We start from the raw sequence: 22,995 nt of genomic DNA, 5'->3' as shown, positions 1-22,995 counted from the left end.
CAATAGGCAATGTGGTTCAATAGTTAGTGTGATGCACGGGTTTTCTCATAGCTTAGTCTAAAAGAACTTCTCGAAAGTTGCTTGAACTGATAGGCTGAAACTGTAAGTATTTGGCCATTGGAGTTAAATACCAGATAGTCTAGTGGATTGCTAACGAGTTTTTGTTCTAGTGTAGGTAACAAAATTGGGAACTCCGGTTGTAGACCATCAGGGAAAAAACATCTTCCTTTTTGCCAAAAACTAAGCCCTTGTATTGGTAATAGGGGAGCCCCTAATACAAAAGCTTGTTGACTTCCCAATATGACCCATTTTAAAACCGATAGTCGTAAAGCTGGAGCGGTTTCTACATAGTCTTTCAATACCGATAAATCCACTAGCATAGCTACAGACTCCCGTAGCTGTGTTGCTTGAACCAAATCAAATCTTACTTTTTCGGATAAATAAAAAAAGTTGAAATTAAAACTCGGCAACTCTATACCAACAGCTTTTTTGAGAGGTATCCACTCTAAATCTGGGATGCTTCTTTCAGGTAATAAGCTTCCTACTTTAAAGAGTTTTTCTTCTTTTTGGACAAAAAGTTGCTTGTGTAGCAAACTCCTCACTTCCACAGATTGAGTTTGTGTTAATGTCAATCCTCTTAACCAAATATTATCGCCTTCATAAGCAATACTCAGATTTTCCCAATGACGAATGCTACCCCAAAAACGCCCGTCTTTAATTGAAGTGCATAGGTAAAAAGCCCCTAACTCTGTGCCAAGATTTTTTGCCATAATGCATCTATGTTTTGTTGGATATATCGACGTTTTTCCTCTGATTGCAACCAGTTATTACGATTTTGTAAAAAACGTAATTGATCTTTAATGAGATTTTTCTCTTCCCAATTCTCTGCTGATTGTTTCCAGCGCTCTGTTAATGAAATAATTTCTTGCATAAGTACCTCCGCATCTGGTAAGGCATTTTGAAAAGCTTGAGGGTGGCTATCAGGAATAGGTTCTTTTCCTATGACTCCCTCAATCATGGCTTGCAGCGTTTCAATTTGCTCTTCGGTGTCCCAGATATTGCGCATCACCCAAAGGTCGGAAGTAATAACCTCTTGTCTACCAGCCAATAGGGCAGATGCTGCAATCAAATTTTGGATTTTAACCGCTCGCCTATCTGATACACTAAATCCTGTATTGCGTAAACTATGAATCAAATCGACGTATTGGGCACGAATAGGGCTCAAATCTATGTTTTTACTCATGGCTTGTAAGTCCTTGATCGCATTTGGGGTAATACTAGGAATATCTTGAATAGGATTTTTCTGTTGTTTCCAACCTTGAATCAATACCTGTTCTAATTGGTCGGGAGCTACATAGTTGCAGTTGACCCTGATCAAAAATCTATCTAGCAATGCATTGAGCGTTTCTTCTTGTGGCAGTTGGTTACTAGCACCTACAAACATCAACGCAGGAAGCAATCGAGTTTCTCGACCTCTTCTAAAGATGCGCTCATTCAAGGCCATGAGGAGGCTGTTAAGAATAGCACTATTAGCGTTGAAGATTTCATCCAGAAACACCAACGATGCTTCAGGCATCATGCCTTCTGTGTTGGTGAGAAGTTCGCCTTCCTTAAGCTTTCTAATATCAAATGGGCCAAAAATTTCACTAGGTTCAGTAAAACGTGTGAGGAGGTATTCAAAATTATTTCCGTCGACAATACATTGTGATAGGGCGCGAACAATAGCACTTTTGGCCGTGCCTGGAGGACCAAGTAAAAAGGCATTTTCACGAGCTACAAGGCAAATTCCTAGTAAATCTATAATTTCATCTTTTCCTACAAAGGTGTTTTTGAGGTATTCTAAAACTTGGTTTAATTGGGCAATAGCATTCATGTGTAAATGAAGTTGTTTAGCGGGTAAAGTATTGGTAATGAATTCCATAGTTGGCTCTCAAGAGAGGGTTCAATATAGGGTTTTCTATAAGGTCTAGTCTTGAATTTTCGACAACTCTATCAAGGTATAATTGTCGAAGACAAGGATCTTGAAGTTCCGTTTCGAAAGAAAGATTTTCACTATTAAGTGGAAAAGCTATTCCCGAATAATGCCATTTTTCCAGCAATTGGGTTAATAGTTCTATCAAAGGATCTTCAGGCGTTAAAGACTGGAGTATTTCGATTACACTCGGAAGAAAACGAAGCATTAAGTCTGCTGAAAGTATCGTACTTGGTGTTTTAGGACTAGAGAAGTCGTTTAATAAAACCTGTATATCCTCAAGGTTTTGTTTTCTGAATAAGACTAATTGACAAGCAATATAGAGTATTTGTGCTCCCCACAAGGCAGCTTTTTCATCAAAAGGAGGATAACCACGTGGATAACCTATACATTCCTCATTGTATGTTTTTCTAAGATATATAATAGCTTGTTGCTTTTCGGCATCCGAAATTTCAGGGAGATTATTATAAAGAATGGCGCTTTCTTCTTCCCGAATGGTCTGAAGCAAATCCACAAAATAGGTTGAGTTCATGGTCAGGTGTTCAGTTATAGAAAAGCAATATACAAAAATCTAAGAAGTTTTGACGAAGGAAGATAAAAGATTCAAAGTCAGGAGATAATACTGGAGCGAGCAAGTATTAATGCAAAATAAAGTTGCATTAATATGCTTTATGCAAAAAAGATTCTATTACTTCATGAGAAATACTATTTAACTTTTAGCCTACCGCATAAAGCCTAGAGCTAAAATCGGGTAAACCGTAATAGGTATTAAGCCATATTCCGTAAGTTTAAAGTATAAAAGAGTTTTAAAAAAAGCATGAATAGATTTTTGCCTAATGCATACGGCTTACAGTCTAAAGCGTATTAATTCAAAATAAAATTGCATTAATACGCTTTAAACAATGATATTGGCGTTAAGAATTGGTGGGTAGTTTTGCCTGTTTTGCCAACTCAAAATACTTTTTAAAACACTGATACGTAATATCGGCATCCTCTAAGGCATTGTGCGTAGTGTCTTTGCGGTATATGCCAAAGTAATCGGCTACAGATTTGAGACTATACGACTTGGGTGTTGCCATTTTGTTGTTTTCAAATACCTGAAACATCAATACCGAAATACTCATCAAGTCAACTAATTTGAAAGAAAATGGCCAATCAATATTGAGGTCATCGTAGGTAGCTTTGAGAAAATTAATATCGTTGATGACGCTTTGTCCACAAATTACTACATCATGCAGACGCTCATGACTATCGCGGCGAAGTGTCTTACGAATCCAAGTCTCAAAATCCTCCAAGGCATCGTACGAGGAAGGGGCATCTTCTAAATCTTCTAATGAAATTCCGTGGACTTTTTCGGAATAACTCGAAAATGTTTCTTCGTTATCTGGATATACGAGCGTCTCAAATTTGGAAAGTACCTTCCAATCATTATCTGCTAAAAGAGCGCCAATCTGAATGATATCATGATAGCCAGCCTCTTGGCCTGACATTTCTAAATCGAGTATCAAATAAGGCATACGATTTAATATTAGGTTTGTAAATGATTCAAAAAAAATATTTTACCAATAAGGCAAACTACAAATTTAAGAGAACCATCTAAAGACCAAGCAAAAGACGCCAAAAAGTATATCAAATCAGCGCAAAGTGTGGGTTTGAGGGTCAAAAAAGAAGTTAGATTCTTGAAAATTATATTTCTGATAGTTTTTCAAAAAAGCCCTAGTAACAAAAGTATGATGCAACGCCTTGAGCGGAATCACATACAATTCGTCAGGTTCATAAGGTGAATATCCAACGCCAATGACCACAAAAACAGGCATTCGAAAACGCTGGGCATAATGCCTATAATTTTCGAGCTGGTAAGGCTTACACCATTCTATGCCATCGCGATAATAGTCGCTACGGTATTTGCATTCAACCGCAAAAGTCTGTGCAATATCACGAAAGTTAAATTCTAGCGTAAGGTCGGGATAGGTGGTAGTTTCGGCATATTGCCCATTCACAAACTTATCGCCACGCCACTCTTTTACCTTGAAGAGATTTCTTGAAAATTTTTGGACCACATATTTCTCAAAAGCCTCACCCTTTTCATGTTCGGGCGAGTAGTCGCTAGAGGAGGAGTAATCAGTGTCGTAATCGTTGTAATGCTGTGTAGTTTGTGGAGAATTTTCATTTTTTAAAAACACAAAAACAATCGCCCCAATAATCAAAAATAAAATTCCTACAGTCATAAATAAGGTGGTGGTATTGGTAATGAAAGGGATATTAGTATTATTTAGTGCTCTAATTTGAAAACCCAATAAGACTAATATCTGATTTGTATGGCAAAATTAAAATGTATTCTTTAAAGTTGAATAATTTAATGGAAAGATTAGTGAATGCCAGCTAAAAATAACTTGAAGCTTAATCTTTTAGCCATTTCGATTTATTGTTGGATTTAGATAACTCTTTCAAAAATACCAATTACTCTATGGTGATTTGTATCACTTTCAGATAAAACAAGGTCTTTATAGCTAGAGTCATTTGATAGAGGTTTTAAAACGATAGATTGATGATACCATCCGTCTTCATTTACCGTTTTGAAACTTTGGTACTCTTTTACTGTATAAGCCGAACCCGTATCGGGGTCTTGAAGGTCAGTGAGTTCTACCAAAACAATTTTTCCATTCCTCGAACCAGAATGATATCTTGAGAATAAACAAGTCGCTCCATTAGGAATAATTTTGTTCATGGAGTTTCCTAAGACACTGATAGCAAAACTATCTTGTGAAATTCTTATATCTCCTTCTATTTTTAACCATTGTGTTTCGTCATCATAAAAGTTTTGGGCTTCGCTAAATAGCCCTGCCGATGCTTTTAAATGATAATAAGGAATAGCATCTTTAAAAGGAGAAATCTCGTTTCTATTAAAAAATAGCGGTTTCTGCTTTTCCTCTTCTATTTCGGCTTCTAGTTCAATATATTGAGCTAAATAATCTCTTAATTTTTCATCGCATGCATAAATGAAGGTTCCTTTGATTCCTCTTAGCAAAATAGTTTTATAGATATTGATAATATAGTTTTTTAGCTCTTCTGAGTCTTTAATCGAAGTTTTCCCATTTTTATCAAAATACTTATGAGCTAATATCTCAATCTGATTGGTAGACTCATTGTAAGTGATTTCATTTCCAAAGATGATTCCTGAATAGTTAAGGTCATAACCTTGTGTTGTATGAATACAACCTACCTCATTTAGAGCGTTTGCTGAATTAATCCAATCTTCTGAGACACTATTCCAACGTAATTTAACATCCTCTATTTCAATATCATATTTGGATGAGTCATTCTTGGAGATCCACTCCCAAGAGTAGCCTGCAATAAGTCTTGAAAGTCCATACTCTTGATCTCTAAGCTTGATAGCATCAACCATCTGTTGGAGATTTTTGAATAATCTAAGCTCATAATTTAAGGACTTATGTTTCTTTGTAAGAGCTTCAACATCACATTTCAGCAAACTGTCAATAAATTGAACATATGAGTTTCCTCCGTGAACTCTAAATTGAGATTTTAGTTGAAAGACATAAGTACCAGAACGCTCCTTTAGTAAATCGAAATATTGTTGCTTGACATCAGAGGGCTTAATAGACTGATTAGAATCATAAAACAAAAGTGTTTTTTTCGACTGCTTGAGTACCCAATCTAATTCATTTGCCTCTTCTTTGTTAAATCCTAGCCTAGCACAGGCATCGTCAAATGCTTTAAAATATGTGCCCAGATTAACACGTCTCCGAAGGCGGTGTGATTCATCAACTAGGATGATATCATATTGATTTTTGGAAACCTCGGCAGGTCCAATAACCATAGAAGAAGTTAAACCTTTAATATTCTTAAATACTTTCTGGAGTGTCTTTCTAAATGAAGACATGGGCACTACAAGTGCCATGGTAGGATATGGATATTTTTCTTTTAATTTTTGTACTAGTTGAATAAAGGCAGACTCATCTTCACCAAACTCCTTAAAATTGAAATCTTTATTATCTGAATGTAAAAGTTTAAAAAGAAAAATTCCTAGAATGGTTTTTCCAGTACCTGCGCCCCCTTCGATGATAAAATCTCTATACTTTTCATCTAATAAACAGCGCATAATATTCATTAGACCCTCCTTTTGCTCAAAAGATAGTGTTTTGTAAGGAGAGTATTTGAAAAGGTCAGAATTACTAATATGCTCTAAAGAATGCTTTGCAAGACCTTGCATTCTTAGTTGAGTCCAAAGGTTTTGAAATAACTGCCAGTAAACTTCCTTTTTTTGATAGTAATTATGGTTTGCAATACCAACGTTTGCATTGAGTAAGCAATATTTGCCATCACCTGACATATATTTAATGAGATTGGCTTCTATATCTAATGTCGCTGATTTATTGAACCATTCACTAGATATAATTATAACAGAAGTTAACTGATTCTTTTTCTCATTTCTCAGGTGCGCATTCATTCTGGCTAAAGCATCAGTCGTTTCTCCAACATAGGCATGATGAACCTTATCATCACTCAATATGTAAACAATTGGCCAGTAATTTGTTAGTAGGTCTGATTCTTGTAGTAAGTTTGGTGTATGGGTGTTGAAGAGGTATTTTTTAATTTTTAGTGCGTTGGTGTTTATCATAGTTCATTGTATTTCTTTGCATTTCCTTTTGATTTATCTACGGGGTATTTTTGAGCATTTTGTTGTATTTTCTCCAATACAATCTCTTTTACGTCCAATTGATATTTATCAGCTAGTAAGAAGGCATACGCAAATACATCGGCAAGCTCTTCTTTAATTTTCTCAACATTGGCATCTTCAGGCTTTTTCCAAAGGAATAACTCAAGCAACTCAGACGATTCAATACTTAAAGCCAATGCTAGGTCTTTGGGGTTATGGAATTGTTCCCAGTCGCGTTCATTTCTGAAGTTGACAAGCTGTTGAATTATTTCTTGATTTTCTGACATATAGATTTAGATTTTGGGTGTGCTGAAAAATTAGATAAACTATATAGTAAAAGCAAATATAATTGCTTTTAGATGAAATGCTGGAAAGTTCTATATTTTGAGGTATGCAAGCAAAAGAAACTTTTATAAGGAGGACTTCTAAGGGGAAAATAATATAATATAATGGTAAAATATTGAATTGCATTAAACACAAAAAAAGCTCAGAAATTTCTTTCTGAGCTTTTGCGGTCTGGACGGGACTCGAACCCGCGACCCCATGCGTGACAGGCATGTATTCTAACCAACTGAACTACCAAACCTTTGTACAATTTTTGCTTTTTGCGATTGCGTTGCTGAATTGTGATGCAAAATTAGTGCTTTTTTTGGAGAAGTCAATACTTTTGTAAAAAAAAAGCAAAAAAAATTATGAGACAGGCCGAAAAATCTGAGTATCCTCAACATAAGTATTTCTCAAGATATATAGAGTATTCTGATAGTCAGGATGTTATTGAGATGCTTATCAAACAGAAAGAAGAAGTACTTTTTTTGATGAAAAATTTGTCGGTTGAGCAACAAAAATACCGTTACGCCGAAGGAAAGTGGTCAATTCAGGAATTATTGGGACATATCACCGACACTGAACGTATTTTTTCTTATCGTTCTGTATGTATTGCCCGTGGCGAAAAAAATCCTTTGCCGGGCTTTGATGAAAATGAATATATGGAGGCTGCCAACTTCGAATCTCAACCTTTCGAGGATTTATTGGAGCAATATCGCCTAGTCCGTGAGTCGTCGATTGCTCTTTACCGCTCCATGACAGAGGACGTGGCCTCACGCATGGGAAATGCCAATGGTTTTGCGGTATCTGCTCGGGCTTACGCTTGGGCTATCGCAGGTCATGAAGCCCATCACTTATCAATTATACGTGAGAGATATTTGGGATAGGCAACTTTGAAATTTCGGATTTCGGATGTTGGATTTCAGAAGTGTAAGATGCTATATTTTGTAAAAAATAAAGGTATATTTCTACATTTCCGAAATCAGAAATCCCAAATCCCAAATCTGAAATTGTTTGAAATACTTCGTACAGTCCTAATGTGGGATTTCGGATATATATGGCTCTATAAAGGTGTAAGCTAAATTGCCCTACTTCCGCAATCCGAAATCCCACATCCGAAATCCAAAAACCTCTATTCTGTTGTTTCTTTAGCTGGTTTTTTGTACTTGTTAGGAAACAAATAGTTGAAACTTTTTGAATAAAGGATCGACATCCCTCCTGAGGTGAAGGTTTGATATTGGGTGTTTAAAGAACCCAATATAGAGGTTTGTACATTACGGTTGTAGGTCTTCAAACGCAAACTTCCGTCACGCTGAATAAACCATTCTAACGACCAGTCTCCAATCAATGATAGGGCATTGGTTTGGTTTAATGCGGTAGTAAAACCACCACTTCGGGTGATTCTGAATCTATCGTTGAAGTTGTATGAAAAACGTAACTGGAGATTATTGATTAAGTCCTGATTCAAGCCACTTCCGTTGAAAGTTAAGTCGACATTGAGGTTTTGGTCAATCTTTGAAAATACATTACTCAACTGATTAGAAGCCAATTCCATTAGGTTATTGACCAAATTGACCGAAGCAAAAGCTGCTGCCGAATTGGATACCATTTGACCCAAAAGCAATACATTACTTACCTGTCGATTGAGCTCTTGTTCATCGGTACGAATACGGTTTTGAAACGCTGTTACCCCCGAGTTAAATTCTGGGTTTTGTGGATAATCGTGTAATTTCAGATCGAAACTAATAGCTGGTTGCAACAACCTATCTCGCAACTGAATAATGACATCGACAGGGTAACGACGCGTAAATTCTGGACGGTTTTTATAGGTCGATGAACCAGTTGAAACAGTATCAATCACAGAACCCAAATAGTTAACATTTTGTGTATACGCTGCTCTAATATCGAGCATTGCCTCATACGGATTGCCAGACCAACTAATGCGACTTCCTCTTTGAATAGAGAATTTTTTATTGATAATATTCTGGAAAGTAAATGTATAATCTCCTCTATCAAGAGCATAGTCGCCAGTCATGCTAAAGTCGCCTTTAGTATCGATTTTTAAGTTGATTTTGCCTGCTCCATAAGCACGCATAATGTCGCCTGTTTGCTTATCAAATTGGACTTCTCCGTAGGCGTCAGGCGTAAATTCAAATTTGAAATCCATTCGGATACGACTCGATGTATCTTCTTTTTTCTTCTTCTCGTTCTTACTTTCGTCTGGATTTTTTGCTACCAAAAACTCTATTTCTTCTTGACTTCCAGCATCTTGTGCATTGTCCAAAGGAATGTACAATCGAGTCCCTCTGTCACTAATCAAATTAGCATCAATCACAATATTGTTGAACGGGCCGTCTATGGATACCTTGCCACTGGCATAGCCTGTTCCGTAATAAAGGTTGTTGTCTCGTTTGGTGGTATTCAGTAATTTGAAGCGGGACAAATTCAAGTTCAAACCCAATGAAAAATTGTTGCTACCATCGTAATACACCCCGCCCATTAGCGACGCTTTATTGCCTTCGTCGTCATAAACTGTCATTTTCTTGGCAAAAATTTCATCGACGTCAAAGTGGATTTTATCTTCGAAGTTCAAGGTAGTTTTGAGATAGTCAAAAAACAAAGAGCCTTTTTTGACATCTATAACACCATTGAAAATAGGGTGGCGAAGGTTGCCTGTTATCTTCAAATCGCCGCTGGCTGTTCCTTTCAAATTAGAGAATACCCCTTTGGTAAATGGCTCCAGAATCTGCAAACTAGTCTGGTTTAGATTAGCGGTCAAATTGAGAGAATTGGTTTCCTGCATAGGGTCATACGTTCCCTGAAACTTCAGGATATGATTATTGAGGCGTTCGAGGTCATAATCCAAACGAACGATATGTGCCTCTTGGTCATAAATACCAGAACCTTCAAAATTACCAATCAGGAAATTATCTAGTGTAAGTCCTTCTATTCTCAGTTGGGAGTCGGCATTAATATGCTTATAAACTTCTTTGAGAGATACATCAGCATCGACGGTACCACTAATATTGAGAGCTACGACAGGGGCTAATGTTTCCAGACTAAAGTTTTTAGCCTTAAAATTCATGGCCTCGGTCGAGTCTTCCGAAATTTTTCCATCTAAGGCAATATATTGGTCATCATTGGCAATCATGAAGTTTTGAGCTCCTAAGTCTTTGCCAACAATAGTTACTAGGTTTTCAGGATTTATCTGCCAACGTTTGTCCAATACTTTAAACTCCGACTTATTGAATTTTAGCGATATACCTTCTTGCATAAAGCCTAATGTTCCATTGAGTGTAGCTTCGTTGGTAGTATTTTGTTGGCGAATTTTACTCGTAAAACGAATGCTATTGTCATCGCCCCATGATGCCTCTAAATCAAACTTTTCGGTAGGTTCAAGAATACTGATTTTTTGCTTTTGAGAATTCAAAACCACCGATGCTAGCACCGCTGGAGAGTTATAAAATTTGGAAGAATTGAGGTCAATATGACTACCATAGAATTGGTAGTTTTTACCCAAAATCAAGGTGTCAATTTTAGATTCTAATGAAAAAGTAGAGGTTGAACCAATACCAAAACTACCTTTAAATTGGGTGTTTTTAGAAATTTTTCCCTCAGGATATACCAGCGCCATGAAGGGATAGAAGTCCTTCAATGTCAGCAAATAATCTATTTCATAGTTGAGCGGTACGAAGTACGGTTTTTTAGCATAATAGTCATTTCGCTCTTGCTCATTACCCACAAAATAGAGTGAATATTCTTTTACTAGTTGCATTAAATCTTGGGTCGCTTTTGAGGGCAAAAACTTTCCTTTAAAAGCAATATCTGCTTGCGGCGATTCCAAAGACCATAAGCGCTCTTGAGGCAATATTTTTGAGGTAAATCGTACCGTATCTACATACAAATTGCGAGTATTATAACCCAACACGGTATGATATAACAAAGCTCCCCCTTTCAGTTTGTCGACATTGATACCATCAAATTCGACATCCAAATAGGTAGAAATGCGCCAATCGTCTTTGGTGAAAAATAGATTCCGCAAATTGGCTTTTGTGAGTTTGCCAAAAAGGTCAACTTGTTCTTTTTGATTTCTTAAGTCAACTTTTCCATAAAGGTTAAAAACCAAGTTGGTATCATTCACAATCACCCGACCATCAAAAAGTTGCTTGGCTAGTTTGCCTTTGACATACACATTTTTGTAGTCATATTTATTAAACTGCAAGCTATTGATATCGCCATCAAATTGAAGCTCAGAGTCTTTCCAACTAAAGCCATGACCTTCAATTTTGCCATTGAGCGAGACATTCCCAAGCAAGGTCTCTTCCAGCAAAGTTCCTATCTTAAACTCCTGTGCTTTGACTAATCCCGAATAGGTTGATTTGGCGGATTCTGGCTTGAGTACCATACTCACATCCACGTCCAATTTACCTAATTCGGATTCGAGTAAACCTGTAGTTTTAAACTCTGAAATGGTTCCAATAAAAGTCCCATCAAAATTGACGTAACCAAATTTCTTAATTGCTTTTACAGGATCAGGACCGATATAATTTTGTAAATCTTCTACCTGTACATGCGATTTTTTCATCGCTAATTGCATGTGAGCTTTTGAGATAGAAGGTAGCCCTTTAAAGGCAAAATCACCCCGCAATTTTGATTTTTTGCCAAAGTACAAATCAAAATTTTGGAGTTTAAAATCGTTAACAATACCATCAAATTTACCATTCAAATAATAGGCATCTTTGAATTCATACATATCGTTGACAAACCGCCCTAAATCATCTGAAGTCACAAATGTTGAATCAAAATTGGCTCGCATCCTGACTTTGGAGTTCCAATGCTTGAAGTCTTTTTGTGATTTGAAAGACATCAAAATTTGATTTTTGACCGTCGAGTTATTGAGCTTTAGTAGCAGATTGTCAAAACGCATTTGCGTATCCGAAATCAAGAAATTAGTCGTTAACTCTTTGATTCTTGTATTTGAAAAACGATCATATCCTTTCAAGGTGGTTTTGAAACTTACCGTATCTCTAATCAGGGTAAAGTCATTGAGGTGCGCCTCTAATTCATGGAGCGTAAAATGATAATGGTCGAAAGATTGGCGACTATTCAAATAAGGCTCAGATTCATCATTTAGGGTAAAAATACCATCCTGAATATCCGCTTCTCGAATAATAAAAGGGGAGGGCTTGTGATTTTTGGGCCTAGGTTCTTTGGAGGCAGTAAGTTTATTGATACGACGAATAAATTCATCAATATTCAAATCACCTTTTTTATCAATAACCAAAACTACCTTTGGACGAAATAAACGAACATAATCGAGTACGTTTTGGGTGCTATCTTGTACCAAACTTTTTAATTGAAAATCTACATCTAGTTTTTCAATATCTATCATCTGATAGCCTTGATAATCTTTCACACGTACGCCTTCGAGGGTGGCTTCGTCAAAAAAGTGAATCGTAACTTTATCTACTTCGATAGGATAGCCTAAGGCAGTCGAAATTTTGGGTGCAAAATATTGTGCAAGTTTCGTTTGTACGTAGGAAGTTCTCAGTACCGACACCAATAATACAACCAAAATCATGACCCCTACTAAAGCATAAAGGACTGTTTTTGTTGATATTTTGAGTGCATTGAAAATCATTTAACTCGAAATGGTAATCGGGGTTGGGTATATGAATCGACGGAATATTGCGCTGATTCAAACTAAGAGATAGATTTGGATGTTATGCTTTTAAAACGAAACAGAAGCAAAAGCCGTATATTAAGTTTAAAGATGTTTACCTGACGTGGTTGCTAAGCTACCTATTTGTCAATGTTAACCAGCTTTAAAAATGATTGGTTATCTTTGTGAAAAATTTTGAAACATGACCATTTTAGCGATAGAATCCTCTTGCGACGACAGTTCAGCAGCCGTTATTATTGATGGCAAACTTCATTCCAATATTGTCGCAAGCCAAGCCATACATCAAAAATGGGGCGGCGTTGTTCCCGAACTTGCCAGCCGTGCCCATCAGCAACATATTGTGCCTGTAGTAGCCGAAGCTTTAGCCACAGCGAAGATAACAAAATCTGACCTAAATGCCATAGCTTTTACACGCGGACCAGGGCTTTTGGGCTCTTTATTAGTGGGTACTTCTTTTGCCAAAGCTTTGGCACTTGGTTTAAATATTCCATTGATCGACGTGCACCACATGCAAGCACACGTTCTGGCGCATTTTATTGATGAGCCAAAGCCTCAGTTTCCATTCCTTTGTTTGACAGTCAGCGGTGGTCATACACAAATTGTGTTTGTTCGTTCGCCACTCGACATGGAAATTATTGGCGAAACCCAAGACGACGCCGTTGGTGAAGCTTTTGACAAAACAGCCAAACTATTGAATTTGCCTTATCCTGGTGGACCATTAATCGACAAATATGCCAAGGAAGGTAATCCTTTACGCTTTGAGTTTCCGACTGTCGAAATGCAAGGTTTGAATTATTCTTTCTCTGGAATTAAAACAGCATTTTTGTACTTTTTACAGAAAGAAACGGCCAAGAATCCTAATTTCGTTGAAGAAAATATAAAGGATATTTGTGCTTCAATGCAACATACCTTAATTAAAATTTTGCTTCAAAAACTCAAGAAAGCAGCCAAGCAATACAAAATTAAAGATATTGCGATTGCTGGTGGGGTGTCGGCCAATTCAGGCTTGCGTGCCGAATTGCAACGACTAGGAGAGGAGTTGGGTTGGAATGTATATATTCCTCAGTTTCAATATTGTACCGACAACGCTGGGATGATTGCAATGGCTGCACATTTCAAAGCAGAAAAAGGTGAATTTTGTGGTCAGGATGTAAGTCCTATGCCACGAATGGCATGGTAAAATGATATAATAAATAAAGCGTTTTGAGTGAATTTTATTTCATTCAAAACGCTTTTACTTTTAAGCAAAAAAGGCTTTCATCGCTGACCAGAGGGCTTTTTTGCGTGTCACGTCGTCTTTGATTTCTCCTAAAGCATCCGAATACAAAAATCTTACGCCTTGCACTTCTCGAATCTGATAGGGTGTGAGAGGAATCTCTAATTGTATTCTGAATAAAGATACCCCAAAGGTAAGTAGTTGTCGAAGTGATTTTTGAGTCAAAATATTTTTTAGACTCGTATCGCCTACTTTTGATAAGTCCAATAAGTCTACTTGGTTGATTTGCAATTGAACTGCCCCCAAGATTTTCCCCAAAAGCTCCATTTCTTCTTGATTGATATTATCGACCAGAATCAACACCTGATTTTTAGGATTATATGGAATAAAGTCTGGCACACTCGCCACAGGAGCAGGTGTTGGTGGCGCTACGGTTTTTTGTACTTTTTCTAGTTGAATTTCTTCAGATACTTTTACAACGGGAACCGTAAGGTCTTGTTTGTTCTCTGCATCAGCAGGAATTTTGTAAATAATGTCTTCTGAAAAAAGATATTGTAAAAAAGATTTATCCATGTGACTCCAAGAAAAAGTGATAGCATTAGAGAGGGTATATCTCTAACCAATATACAAATATCGGAATAGCTTTTTAGAAAAACTCTACTTATTGAGATACTAACAAATAATTTTTAAGCCTTTTTGCTCATACTTCACCAATAAATCCTTATCTGCTGAGGCGTCAGTAATCAATACATCGAGCATATCGAAGGAAGCAAATTGTAGATAAGCTTCTTTTTCGAGCTTAGAGGCATCGCATAACAAAATGACCTGTTGAGCATGTTGTGCAAGAGTCGTTGCAATACTAGCTTCCTTTTCGGAGGCAGCACTCAGCCCTCTAGCTAACGAAATACCGTCGATACCCAAAAATGCTTTATTGGCCTGATAACGAGCGATATGCTCTAGTGCAATCGTTCCATGAATGGCTTGTCGCTCTGCATCTAGCTCTCCACCAATAAGATTTACGGATACCTCTGTTCCCATTAATTCATACACAATTGGCAACGAATTAGTAATGACTTTGATATGTTTATGTTTGATAAATTGGCATAAACGAGATACAGTACTTCCGCAATCCAAAAATAGCACATCGCCCTCTTGTATCAGTTGACTTGCTAGTTGGCAGATATAGTCTTTCTCAGCCATGCGGCTGGTGGATTTGTTGGCAAAACTCGTAGGTGCTTGTACCAAACTCATCTTCATAGCTCCGCCATGTGTGCGATACAAAAGACCTTGCTCAGACAAGGTTGCCAAATCTCTTCGAACTGTAATCTCAGAAGTTTGTAACAATTCGGCTAAGTCCTTGACTTCCACCGAGCCTTTTTCTTCGACCGTTTGTAAAATAAGCTGTTTGCGGAGTTGGTAATTCATAGAAAATTTAGTTGTTTTGAATAATTAATCAAAAATAATCATTTTCAATCAAAAATAATCAAATTGGTTTTATGACTTCTTCCATCAAAATTATCGACGAAAAGCTTTTGTCTGACAATTGGTACATTTTAAAAAAATATACGTTTGAATATCAACGCAAAAATGGTATTGTCGAAACCCAATCTCGTGAGGTTTATGACCGAGGTAATGGCGCTACCATTCTTTTATACAATAGTCAGAAAAAAACGGTGATTTTGACTCGACAGTTTAGAATTCCCACTTATGTCAATGGCAACAAAGACGGAATGCTTATCGAAGCTTGCGCAGGTTTGCTCGACCAAGATGAACCAGAAACAGCTATCAAGCGAGAAACTGAAGAAGAAACGGGCTATCGTATTTCGGAAGTAGAAAAAGTTTTTGAAGCCTATATGAGTCCAGGTTCGGTAACTGAAATTTTATATTTCTTTATTGCTGAGTATTCACAAGAAGACGTTGCAAATGAAGGTGGTGGAGTTGAAGACGAAGAAATAGATGTCCTTGAATTACCTTTTGAGCAGGCCTTAGATATGGTAAAAACAGGCGAAATCAAAGATGGAAAAACAATTATGTTGTTGCAGTATTTACAACTACATAAAAATTTCTAATCGAGTGATACATGAGTGATTATTTTAAGATGAATTTCATTTGCAGATACACCAAATTTTGCATCTAAAGAGGTGTTTTTTAAGAGACTATCAAAAAAGGCGTTCGAAAACTCATTTCGAACGCCTTTTTTGATGAATAGTTTGACAATAAGCTCAGTTCTAAAAGCATGTTTAAATTTTAGAAGCTATTGAAGAAGAAAAAATTGTATTTGCATTTCTGAAATCCTGTTGTTTGAGCCGCAGGCGAGTTTAGGATTTCTTGACACTCCTTACTTTTCTTGTGTTAGACGGGCACGCCCAGTGAAGAAAAGTAAGGAGTGTCAAATGGAAATATCGTTTTTCTACAACCGCTAAATATTTTTTTAAATATACTCTAAAATTAGAAATGACTCATGTCTAACTTAGCAATTGCTAAAAGCCCAAAGCCGATAGTTTATGCTAACGCACCTCTCAACACACACTCATCACGGTCAGGACCAGTAGAGATAAAGTTGATTGGTAAGCCTAATTTTTCTTCCAAGAAAGCAATGTAGCCTGTCAATTCAGCAGGAAGGCTTTCGAAAGTTCTTAAGCCAGCCAAAGACGTGTTCCATCCTTTCAATGTTTCGTAGATAGGCTCTACTTGTGTATCTGTTAAATCGTAAGGCAATTGCTCAGTGATAGTACCATCTGGCAATTTGTAAGCCGTACAAATGTTGATTTCTTCGAAAATATTCAATACGTCAACCTTCATCATGACTAATTGTGTAACGCCATTGATCATCATTGCATATTTCAATGCAGGAAGATCAATCCATCCACAACGACGAGGACGACCTGTAGTTGAACCAAACTCACGACCTTCTTGACGCATACGTTCACCTACCTCATCAAGCAATTCCGTAGGGAAAGGACCTGAACCTACACGTGTAGCATAAGCTTTGAAGATACCGTAAACTTCACCAATGTTTTTTGGAGCAACGCCCAAACCTGTACAAGCACCAGCTGTAACAGTATTTGAAGAGGTTACGAAAGGATATGAACCAAAATCAACATCAAGCAAAGAGCCTTGAGCACCTTCAGCCAAGATAGTTTTTCCTTCTGTCAACGCATTGTTTACAGAATATTCAGAATCTACCAAGTTGAATTGTTTCATAAATTCAACAGCTTCGAAGAACTCTTGTTCAGCAGCAGTCAAATCATATTCAAACTGATAAACATCTAAAATACCCTTATGACGAGCTACAAGCGCATCATATTTTGCTTTAAAGTTTGGTGAAATAATATCTCCAACACGCAAACCTTGACGAGAAATTTTGTCTGTGTAAGTTGGACCGATACCTTTTAGAGTAGATCCGATTTTGGCGTCACCTTTAGCTTTTTCGTAAGCTGCATCTAGCAAGCGGTGAGTAGGAAGGATAATAGAAGCTTTTTTTGAAACTTCGAGGTTTTGTTGCAAGCTCAAATTGTACTTTGCAAGACCATCGATTTCTTTTTTGAAGATGATTGGGTCAAGAACCACACCGTTACCGATGATGTTTTGAACCTCTTGACGAAAAATTCCTGAAGGAATTTGATGCAAAACATGTTTGAATCCGTCGAATTCTAATGTGTGTCCAGCATTAGGGCCACCTTGAAAGCGGGCAACAACTTGATATTTAGGAGCTAAAACGTCAACGATTTTACCTTTACCTTCATCGCCCCACTGCAAACCCAACAATACATCTACTGCCATTTTTATTACTTGGTATCACAGGCTACGCCCGTATTTAGAGTTACGAAATTTTACAGGCCATTGCCTGCGGTACGAAATGAAAGGCAAAGATAACTAATCTTATTAGGAAAAGCCCTTATCTATGGAGGAAATTTGAGAATTCTCTGAGGTATTATACTTATGATACTTCAGAGAATTCCTTTCTAATGGTCGGATTCGCCATTAACAGAAAGCTGTTGTTGAAGAGCTTTTTTATGTTCACAATCCGTTTTGGTACATGAACCATAAAAAATCAAAGAGTGGTGCATTACATTGAATTGTAGCATTTCGCCCACCATCGACTGAATTGTTTGGACACGTGGATCGCAAAATTCAGTTACATGGTGACAGTCTGTACAAATCAAGTGGTCGTGTTGACGACGACCATAAGATTTTTCGTATTGTGCAATATTTCTTCCAAATTGATGTTTGGAAACCAAATCACATTCTACTAATACATCTAGGGTATTATACACAGTTGCACGCGAAACCTGATACTTCTTATTCTTCATCGAAATATAAAGCTCCTCCACATCAAAATGGTCGTCACGTGAGTAAATCTCTTCCAAAATCGCAAAGCGTTCTGGCGTTTTTCTCAGCCCTTTATTTTCAAGATATGCTGTAAAAATTTTCTTTACAGCCTCCAAATTAGCGTTTGATGGCATTGTTTAATGGCTTCGGTGATTAGTTTATGAAAAGCTGGTTCAATGTCCAAAAACTAAACACTCAATAATTCATGAAGATTCAATTTTAGACTAAATCTATTCTTTAATACAAAATAACTCATTTTCACATTAAAATGGAAATTTATAAGAAAGCTTTAGTCTGTATCGTAGATTAGTAGTGTACGAAAGATTACAAGAACTATCTATTTCGGATATCGGATGTTGGATCTCGGAAATGTAACCTACCTTTTTATTTATATTTTGCGAAAATCAAGATATTTTACTTTTTCCGAAATCAGAAATCCCAAATCTGTAATAGTTGGAAATCCTTCGTACAGTACTAATATGGGATGCTGGATTGTTTTTAAAAAATCTTAAATCCGAAATCAAACATCCCAAATCCGAAATATTCTTTATTCCCCTCTCTCGATTTCTACAACGCCACTTACTTGTTCTAATGAGTTTACCAATTTTTCTAGATGCCCCGTATTGTTTACCATCAATGCAATTTTTCCCTCAAAAATGCCATCTTTTACACCAATTGAAAGATTTTGAATATTGACTTGCAAGTCTTGAGAAATTACTCTGGTAACGTCGTTCATCAAACCCATACGGTCGGTTCCTTTGATAATCAAATGTGCCACAAAAGACATTTCTATCTTAGATGCCCACACTGCTTTTAGAACGCGGTCGCCATGTCTTGACAATAATTCAGGAGCATTAGGACAGCTGGTACGGTGAATTTTGATACCCTCGTTGATGGTTACAAAACCAAATACATCGTCACCGGCGATTGGATTACAACATTTTGCTAGCGTGTAATCTATCTTATCCATATCTTCTCCAATCAACAAAGCATCGGCATCTTTGCGGTCGCCATGAAGTTTCTTGAGCTCTTTTACCAAGTTTTTAGTATTGGTTAATGGCTCCTGAATACTCTTAGCCGCTTGCTTACGCTCATGGGATTCTCGGTCAGACTTCCAGCGTTTTAGCTCATCGAGTTGGATATACCCTTTTCCAAAGCGATAGAACAAATCATTGGCATCTTTGGCATTAAAGTAGGCTCTTAGCTGATTGGTCACTTCTAAGGTGAGTACATTTACCCCAAGAATTTTCAAACGATGTTCTACCATATCACGCCCAACAATTACGTGCTGTTTGTTGGCTTCTTTGATATAGTCTTTAATACGTGACTTGGCCTTGGTGGTTACGACAAAACCTAACCAATCTTCAGATGGTTTTTGTTTTGCCGAAGTCATACATTCAATGATATCACCCGTTTTGAGTTTGTAACTCAATGGCACTAACTTATTGTTGACCTTGGCACCGATACAACGAGCACCTACTTCTGTGTGGATTTCAAAAGCAAAGTCTAAAGCCGTAGCACCCTCTTTGAGAACGATAAGTTTTCCTTTTGGCGTATATACAAATACCTCTTCGTTGTACAAACTACTACGAATATCATCGACCAATTCGACGGCCGACTGTTGGGCTTTGTCAGAAGAATCTAATGCTTCACGAATCTGCGATAACCACGATTCAAAAGCCTTATTGGTACGAGTATCGTTGCCTTTGTATTTCCAGTGGGCGGCAAAGCCTTTTTCTGCAATCTCGTCCATACGTGTGGTACGGATTTGTACTTCGACCCAGCGACCTTTTTTCCCTGAACTCATTACAGTGGTATGTAATGATTCATATCCATTGGATTTAGGGTTTGAGATCCAGTCTTTCAAACGGTCAGGGTTGGGTTTGTAATGGTCAGTCACCATTGAATATACCGCCCAACAAGCCGCTTTTTCTTGTTCTTTGGGAACATCCAAAATAACCCGAACGGCAAACAAATCATATATCTCATCAAAAGGTACATTGCTCTTTTTGAGTTTATTATGAATTGAATAAATAGATTTTGGGCGTCCTTTTATGACATGCTTGAAGCTCATATCCTGAAGTCCTTTATCGATAGGTCGAATAAAGTTTTGGATAAACTTCTCTCTGGATGCCTTGGTCTCTTTGAGCCTTTTAGCTATTTCTTTATAAGCTTCTGGTTCGGTATATTTTAAACAAAGGTCTTCTAGTTCAGATTTAATAGCATGCAAACCCAAGCGGTGTGCTAGAGGAGCATACAGATAGAAAGTTTCTGAGCTAATTTTTAATTGTTTATCTCTCGCCATACTTGTGAGCGTACGCATATTATGCAAGCGGTCGGCAAGTTTGATCAGGATTACTCGGATGTCGTCAGAAAGCGTCAAAAGCATTTTTCTGAAATTCTCTGCTTGTTGAGAAGAACCATGCTCAAATACGCCTGAAATTTTGGTTAAGCCATCGATAATTTTGGCAACTTTGGAGCCGAACTGCTCCGAAATTTCATCGAGTGTTACTTCAGTATCTTCGACTACATCGTGTAACAAGGCACAAATAATGGACGTGGCTCCTAGCCCTATCTCATCCACACAAATTTGCGCTACCGCAATGGGGTGGTAGATATAAGGTTCTCCAGATTTACGACGCATGTGTTTATGCGCTTCGACCGACATCAAAAATGCTTGTTTGATTAACTTGGCATCATTATCACGAAGATAGGGCTTGGCACTTGCGAGTAATTTTCTGTACCGTTTAAGGATTTCCTTCTTTTCTAATTCTAAGTCTATCGCTACAGCTTCTACGGACATATTAACACAGTTGGGGGACTAAAGTGGAAAAGCGTTAACAGAAATTAGTTATTAACCATATAGTACTGTACGAAGGGTTATGAAACTGTTTATTTCGGATATCGGATGTTGGATTTCGGAAGTATAATCTTCTATATTTTGTAAAAAATAAAGGTATTTTAATTCATTTCCGAAATCAGAAATCCCCAATCTGCAATAGTTTGAAATCCTTTGTACAACCCTAATTAACCATATAGAAATACACTACATGTAAAAATTTGAAAAATGAGAATTTCATTGAAAAGCAAAAAAACGACTCGTACAAACTTTTATATGATAGATACTCTTAAATCATCACTTCTATGAATAGTGGTCAAAATTGTGATTGTTTTTGGGTTAATAATTAAGGCATTTTGACAGGAAAGAGGCAGAAATACAATAACACTACGAAGGATATAGTCTATTAATCTTGAAAAATCTATTAAAATCAACAAACCGACCTCACATTTCGGGCCACAGTACTCTGCTCATCGAGCCGATTGCTTACACTAAATTAAGCGTTTTAGCTTCAAAAACAAACTAAAAACCATAATCTTCGAGATTTTATCAACGATTTTTATTAAAAATAAAGGCGTTTTAGAACTTGAATTCTAAAACGCCTTTATGCTAAAAAATAGGGTTTATTATCTCAATGGAGGGCATTTTACAGCTGGCATCAAGTGATAAACTAGCTTGATACGAGTCATTAAAAAACTATCGTTTATATTTCCTGTCGCATTACGAGAATTACCACTGTAAAATACCGCCGCATCTCTTGGATTAATGGGGGTATTTGGGTCGGCGTATGCTGTAAAACCTGCATTAACAAACCACTGACGAATTTCTGGTAAACGGTCACGACCCGTAGTGATGGATGTGCTTTCTAATTCTCGGTGACTAAATGCCAAGGTATTGGGGTCTTGAACATCTTGGGGCAAAACATAAGGTCCTCCTACATCGTCTAGATAATCTGTTAGCGTATATCTCAGACTAAATTCTACTCCAAAATCCCAATTTTGATTCACTTTATAATTGATACCAATACCCGCAGGAATACTGACCGAAATGAGCTTGTAAGGAGAAGCATATCCTGGTAAGCCTTGTCCTTCGGTACCCAGTGGCTGAAGACTCGTCCATTGTCCTGCTGGAATACTAATGCCTTGAGGCGCTTTTGCCATAGGGTTATGATGAAACACCCCAACTCCTGCAAACAAATAAGGCATAAGCTTGGTACGAGCACGATAGTTGCGATTTTGTTTGACCAATTGATATACACCTACCACAGACAATTCTTTCACATCATTTCTGAAATGAGCGTTTCGCATAAAAAAACTTTCCATTCCTGCCACACCCTGAAATTTGTTGTCATCGCCAGCAATGCGTATCCATGATAAACCCACTCGAACGCCCCAATGTGGAGACAAATAGCGTTCCCATTCGGCACCTACATTCCATCTGATATCTTGGGTGAAAGAAGGAATAATACGATAATAGGGCGCCAAGTCACCATAGTAATGACTTGTTCCCAAGCCAAATGCCACAGAAGAGTGCTTTTCGTAAAGTTTACTTTCTGTACTTCTAGATTTATTTTTACCAAAAGATAAAAATGACTGTCCATGTCCTGCCTTTCCCAACAACAGTATTAATGAAAGTGTAAGAAGGTATATTTTATTCATATCTATGTAGTGTTTGCTCCCTTGACAAAACGCTTTTCTAAATACTTTTATGTTACTTAGAACCATTATTTTTTAGGAAAGTAAGACACAAAATGTGATTTACAACAAGAATTTGATAAATATTTCTTTAAATCTGTTCGGGTAAAAACCTAAAGGAAAGAGTGTCAACAACAAGAAGAAAAATTGAATTGGCTAAAGATAACAACTATAACAATAAGGAAAAGTAGAAAAAGAGTAAAGTTATTTCACGGGATAAGCAAACTTTACTCTTTAGGCAAGGACAACTCACAACT

General features: G+C 37.2%; 17 protein-coding genes and 1 tRNA gene. 3 read left to right on the top strand and 15 right to left on the bottom strand.

Annotated features, from left to right (window positions below):
* Positions 1-23: 23 nt before the first annotated feature.
* The 8 genes from QM481_RS04330 to QM481_RS04295 all read right to left on the bottom strand — a co-directional run bounded on the left by QM481_RS04330 (position 24) and on the right by QM481_RS04295 (position 7,236).
* Positions 24-770 (bottom strand): hypothetical protein, encoded by a 747-nt coding sequence (locus QM481_RS04330; protein WP_283380776.1) that lies wholly within the window; start codon positions 768-770, stop codon positions 24-26.
* Positions 743-1,921 carry an AAA family ATPase gene (locus tag QM481_RS04325; RefSeq protein ID WP_283380775.1) on the bottom strand — a complete coding sequence of 393 codons (1,179 nt, stop codon included), beginning with the start codon at positions 1,919-1,921 and terminating at the stop codon, positions 743-745. The genes QM481_RS04330 and QM481_RS04325 overlap by 28 nt, the downstream gene beginning before the upstream one ends.
* Positions 1,890-2,504, bottom strand: a complete 615-nt coding sequence (locus QM481_RS04320) for a conflict system bpX4 domain-containing protein (protein ID WP_283380774.1) — start codon at positions 2,502-2,504, stop codon at positions 1,890-1,892. The genes QM481_RS04325 and QM481_RS04320 overlap by 32 nt, the downstream gene beginning before the upstream one ends.
* 382 nt (positions 2,505-2,886) lie before the next feature.
* Positions 2,887-3,489, bottom strand: a complete 603-nt coding sequence (locus QM481_RS04315) for a 3'-5' exonuclease (protein ID WP_166550293.1) — start codon at positions 3,487-3,489, stop codon at positions 2,887-2,889.
* A 117-nt stretch (positions 3,490-3,606) separates the two neighbouring features.
* Positions 3,607-4,200 carry a hypothetical protein gene (locus tag QM481_RS04310; protein ID WP_283380773.1) on the bottom strand — a complete coding sequence of 198 codons (594 nt, stop codon included), beginning with the start codon at positions 4,198-4,200 and terminating at the stop codon, positions 3,607-3,609.
* A 206-nt stretch (positions 4,201-4,406) separates the two neighbouring features.
* Positions 4,407-6,611: a DNA/RNA helicase domain-containing protein gene (locus QM481_RS04305; RefSeq protein ID WP_283380772.1), complete on the bottom strand. Its 2,205-nt coding sequence runs from the start codon at positions 6,609-6,611 to the stop codon at positions 4,407-4,409.
* On the bottom strand, positions 6,608-6,937 hold the full coding sequence (locus tag QM481_RS04300; protein ID WP_283380771.1) for a nucleotide pyrophosphohydrolase: 330 nt from the start codon (positions 6,935-6,937) through the stop codon (positions 6,608-6,610). Before QM481_RS04300 ends, QM481_RS04305 begins: the two co-directional genes overlap by 4 nt.
* 225 nt (positions 6,938-7,162) lie before the next feature.
* A tRNA-Asp gene (locus tag QM481_RS04295) sits at positions 7,163-7,236 on the bottom strand.
* A 106-nt stretch (positions 7,237-7,342) separates the two neighbouring features.
* On the opposite strand from QM481_RS04295, the gene QM481_RS04290 reads away from it, so the two are divergent.
* Positions 7,343-7,861 carry a DinB family protein gene (locus QM481_RS04290; protein WP_283380770.1) on the top strand — a complete coding sequence of 173 codons (519 nt, stop codon included), beginning with the start codon at positions 7,343-7,345 and terminating at the stop codon, positions 7,859-7,861.
* A 245-nt stretch (positions 7,862-8,106) separates the two neighbouring features.
* Here the strand turns inward: QM481_RS04290 and QM481_RS04285 are convergent, their stop codons facing one another.
* Positions 8,107-12,615: a translocation/assembly module TamB domain-containing protein gene (locus tag QM481_RS04285; RefSeq protein WP_283380769.1), complete on the bottom strand. Its 4,509-nt coding sequence runs from the start codon at positions 12,613-12,615 to the stop codon at positions 8,107-8,109.
* 223 nt (positions 12,616-12,838) lie between these two features.
* On the opposite strand from QM481_RS04285, the gene tsaD reads away from it, so the two are divergent.
* The gene (gene tsaD / locus QM481_RS04280) at positions 12,839-13,837 is read left to right on the top strand and encodes a tRNA (adenosine(37)-N6)-threonylcarbamoyltransferase complex transferase subunit TsaD (protein ID WP_166550280.1); all 999 of its coding nucleotides are present in this window, start codon (positions 12,839-12,841) and stop codon (positions 13,835-13,837) included.
* 60 nt (positions 13,838-13,897) lie between these two features.
* Here tsaD and QM481_RS04275 read toward each other — a convergent pair whose 3' ends face one another.
* Together QM481_RS04275 and QM481_RS04270 are read right to left on the bottom strand one after the other, a co-directional pair.
* Positions 13,898-14,446 carry a hypothetical protein gene (locus QM481_RS04275; RefSeq protein ID WP_283380768.1) on the bottom strand — a complete coding sequence of 183 codons (549 nt, stop codon included), beginning with the start codon at positions 14,444-14,446 and terminating at the stop codon, positions 13,898-13,900.
* Positions 14,447-14,545: 99 nt separating this feature from the next.
* Positions 14,546-15,298 (bottom strand): DeoR/GlpR family DNA-binding transcription regulator, encoded by a 753-nt coding sequence (locus QM481_RS04270; RefSeq protein ID WP_283380767.1) that lies wholly within the window; start codon positions 15,296-15,298, stop codon positions 14,546-14,548.
* Positions 15,299-15,369: 71 nt separating this feature from the next.
* Between QM481_RS04270 and nudK the strand changes: the two genes are divergently transcribed.
* Positions 15,370-15,942, top strand: a complete 573-nt coding sequence (nudK, locus tag QM481_RS04265) for a GDP-mannose pyrophosphatase NudK (RefSeq protein ID WP_283327535.1) — start codon at positions 15,370-15,372, stop codon at positions 15,940-15,942.
* Positions 15,943-16,375: 433 nt separating this feature from the next.
* On the opposite strand, the gene QM481_RS04260 is transcribed toward nudK, so the two are convergent.
* From QM481_RS04260 to QM481_RS04245, 4 genes are all read right to left on the bottom strand, one after another.
* The gene (locus QM481_RS04260; RefSeq protein ID WP_095162257.1) at positions 16,376-17,656 is read right to left on the bottom strand and encodes an adenylosuccinate synthase; all 1,281 of its coding nucleotides are present in this window, start codon (positions 17,654-17,656) and stop codon (positions 16,376-16,378) included.
* 182 nt (positions 17,657-17,838) lie between these two features.
* Positions 17,839-18,339, bottom strand: a complete 501-nt coding sequence (locus QM481_RS04255; protein WP_095162259.1) for a Fur family transcriptional regulator — start codon at positions 18,337-18,339, stop codon at positions 17,839-17,841.
* A gap of 413 nt (positions 18,340-18,752) precedes the next feature.
* Positions 18,753-21,008 carry a RelA/SpoT family protein gene (locus QM481_RS04250; RefSeq protein ID WP_166550276.1) on the bottom strand — a complete coding sequence of 752 codons (2,256 nt, stop codon included), beginning with the start codon at positions 21,006-21,008 and terminating at the stop codon, positions 18,753-18,755.
* Positions 21,009-21,670: 662 nt separating this feature from the next.
* A complete protein-coding gene (locus QM481_RS04245) occupies positions 21,671-22,702 on the bottom strand; it encodes a hypothetical protein (RefSeq protein ID WP_283380766.1) in 1,032 nt (343 codons plus the stop codon).
* Positions 22,703-22,995: the final 293 nt, after the last annotated feature.

Source organism: Flectobacillus rivi, assembly GCF_030056655.1.
Lineage (GTDB): Bacteria > Bacteroidota > Bacteroidia > Cytophagales > Spirosomataceae > Flectobacillus > Flectobacillus rivi.
This window is presented reverse-complemented; position numbering and strand designations above follow the sequence as displayed.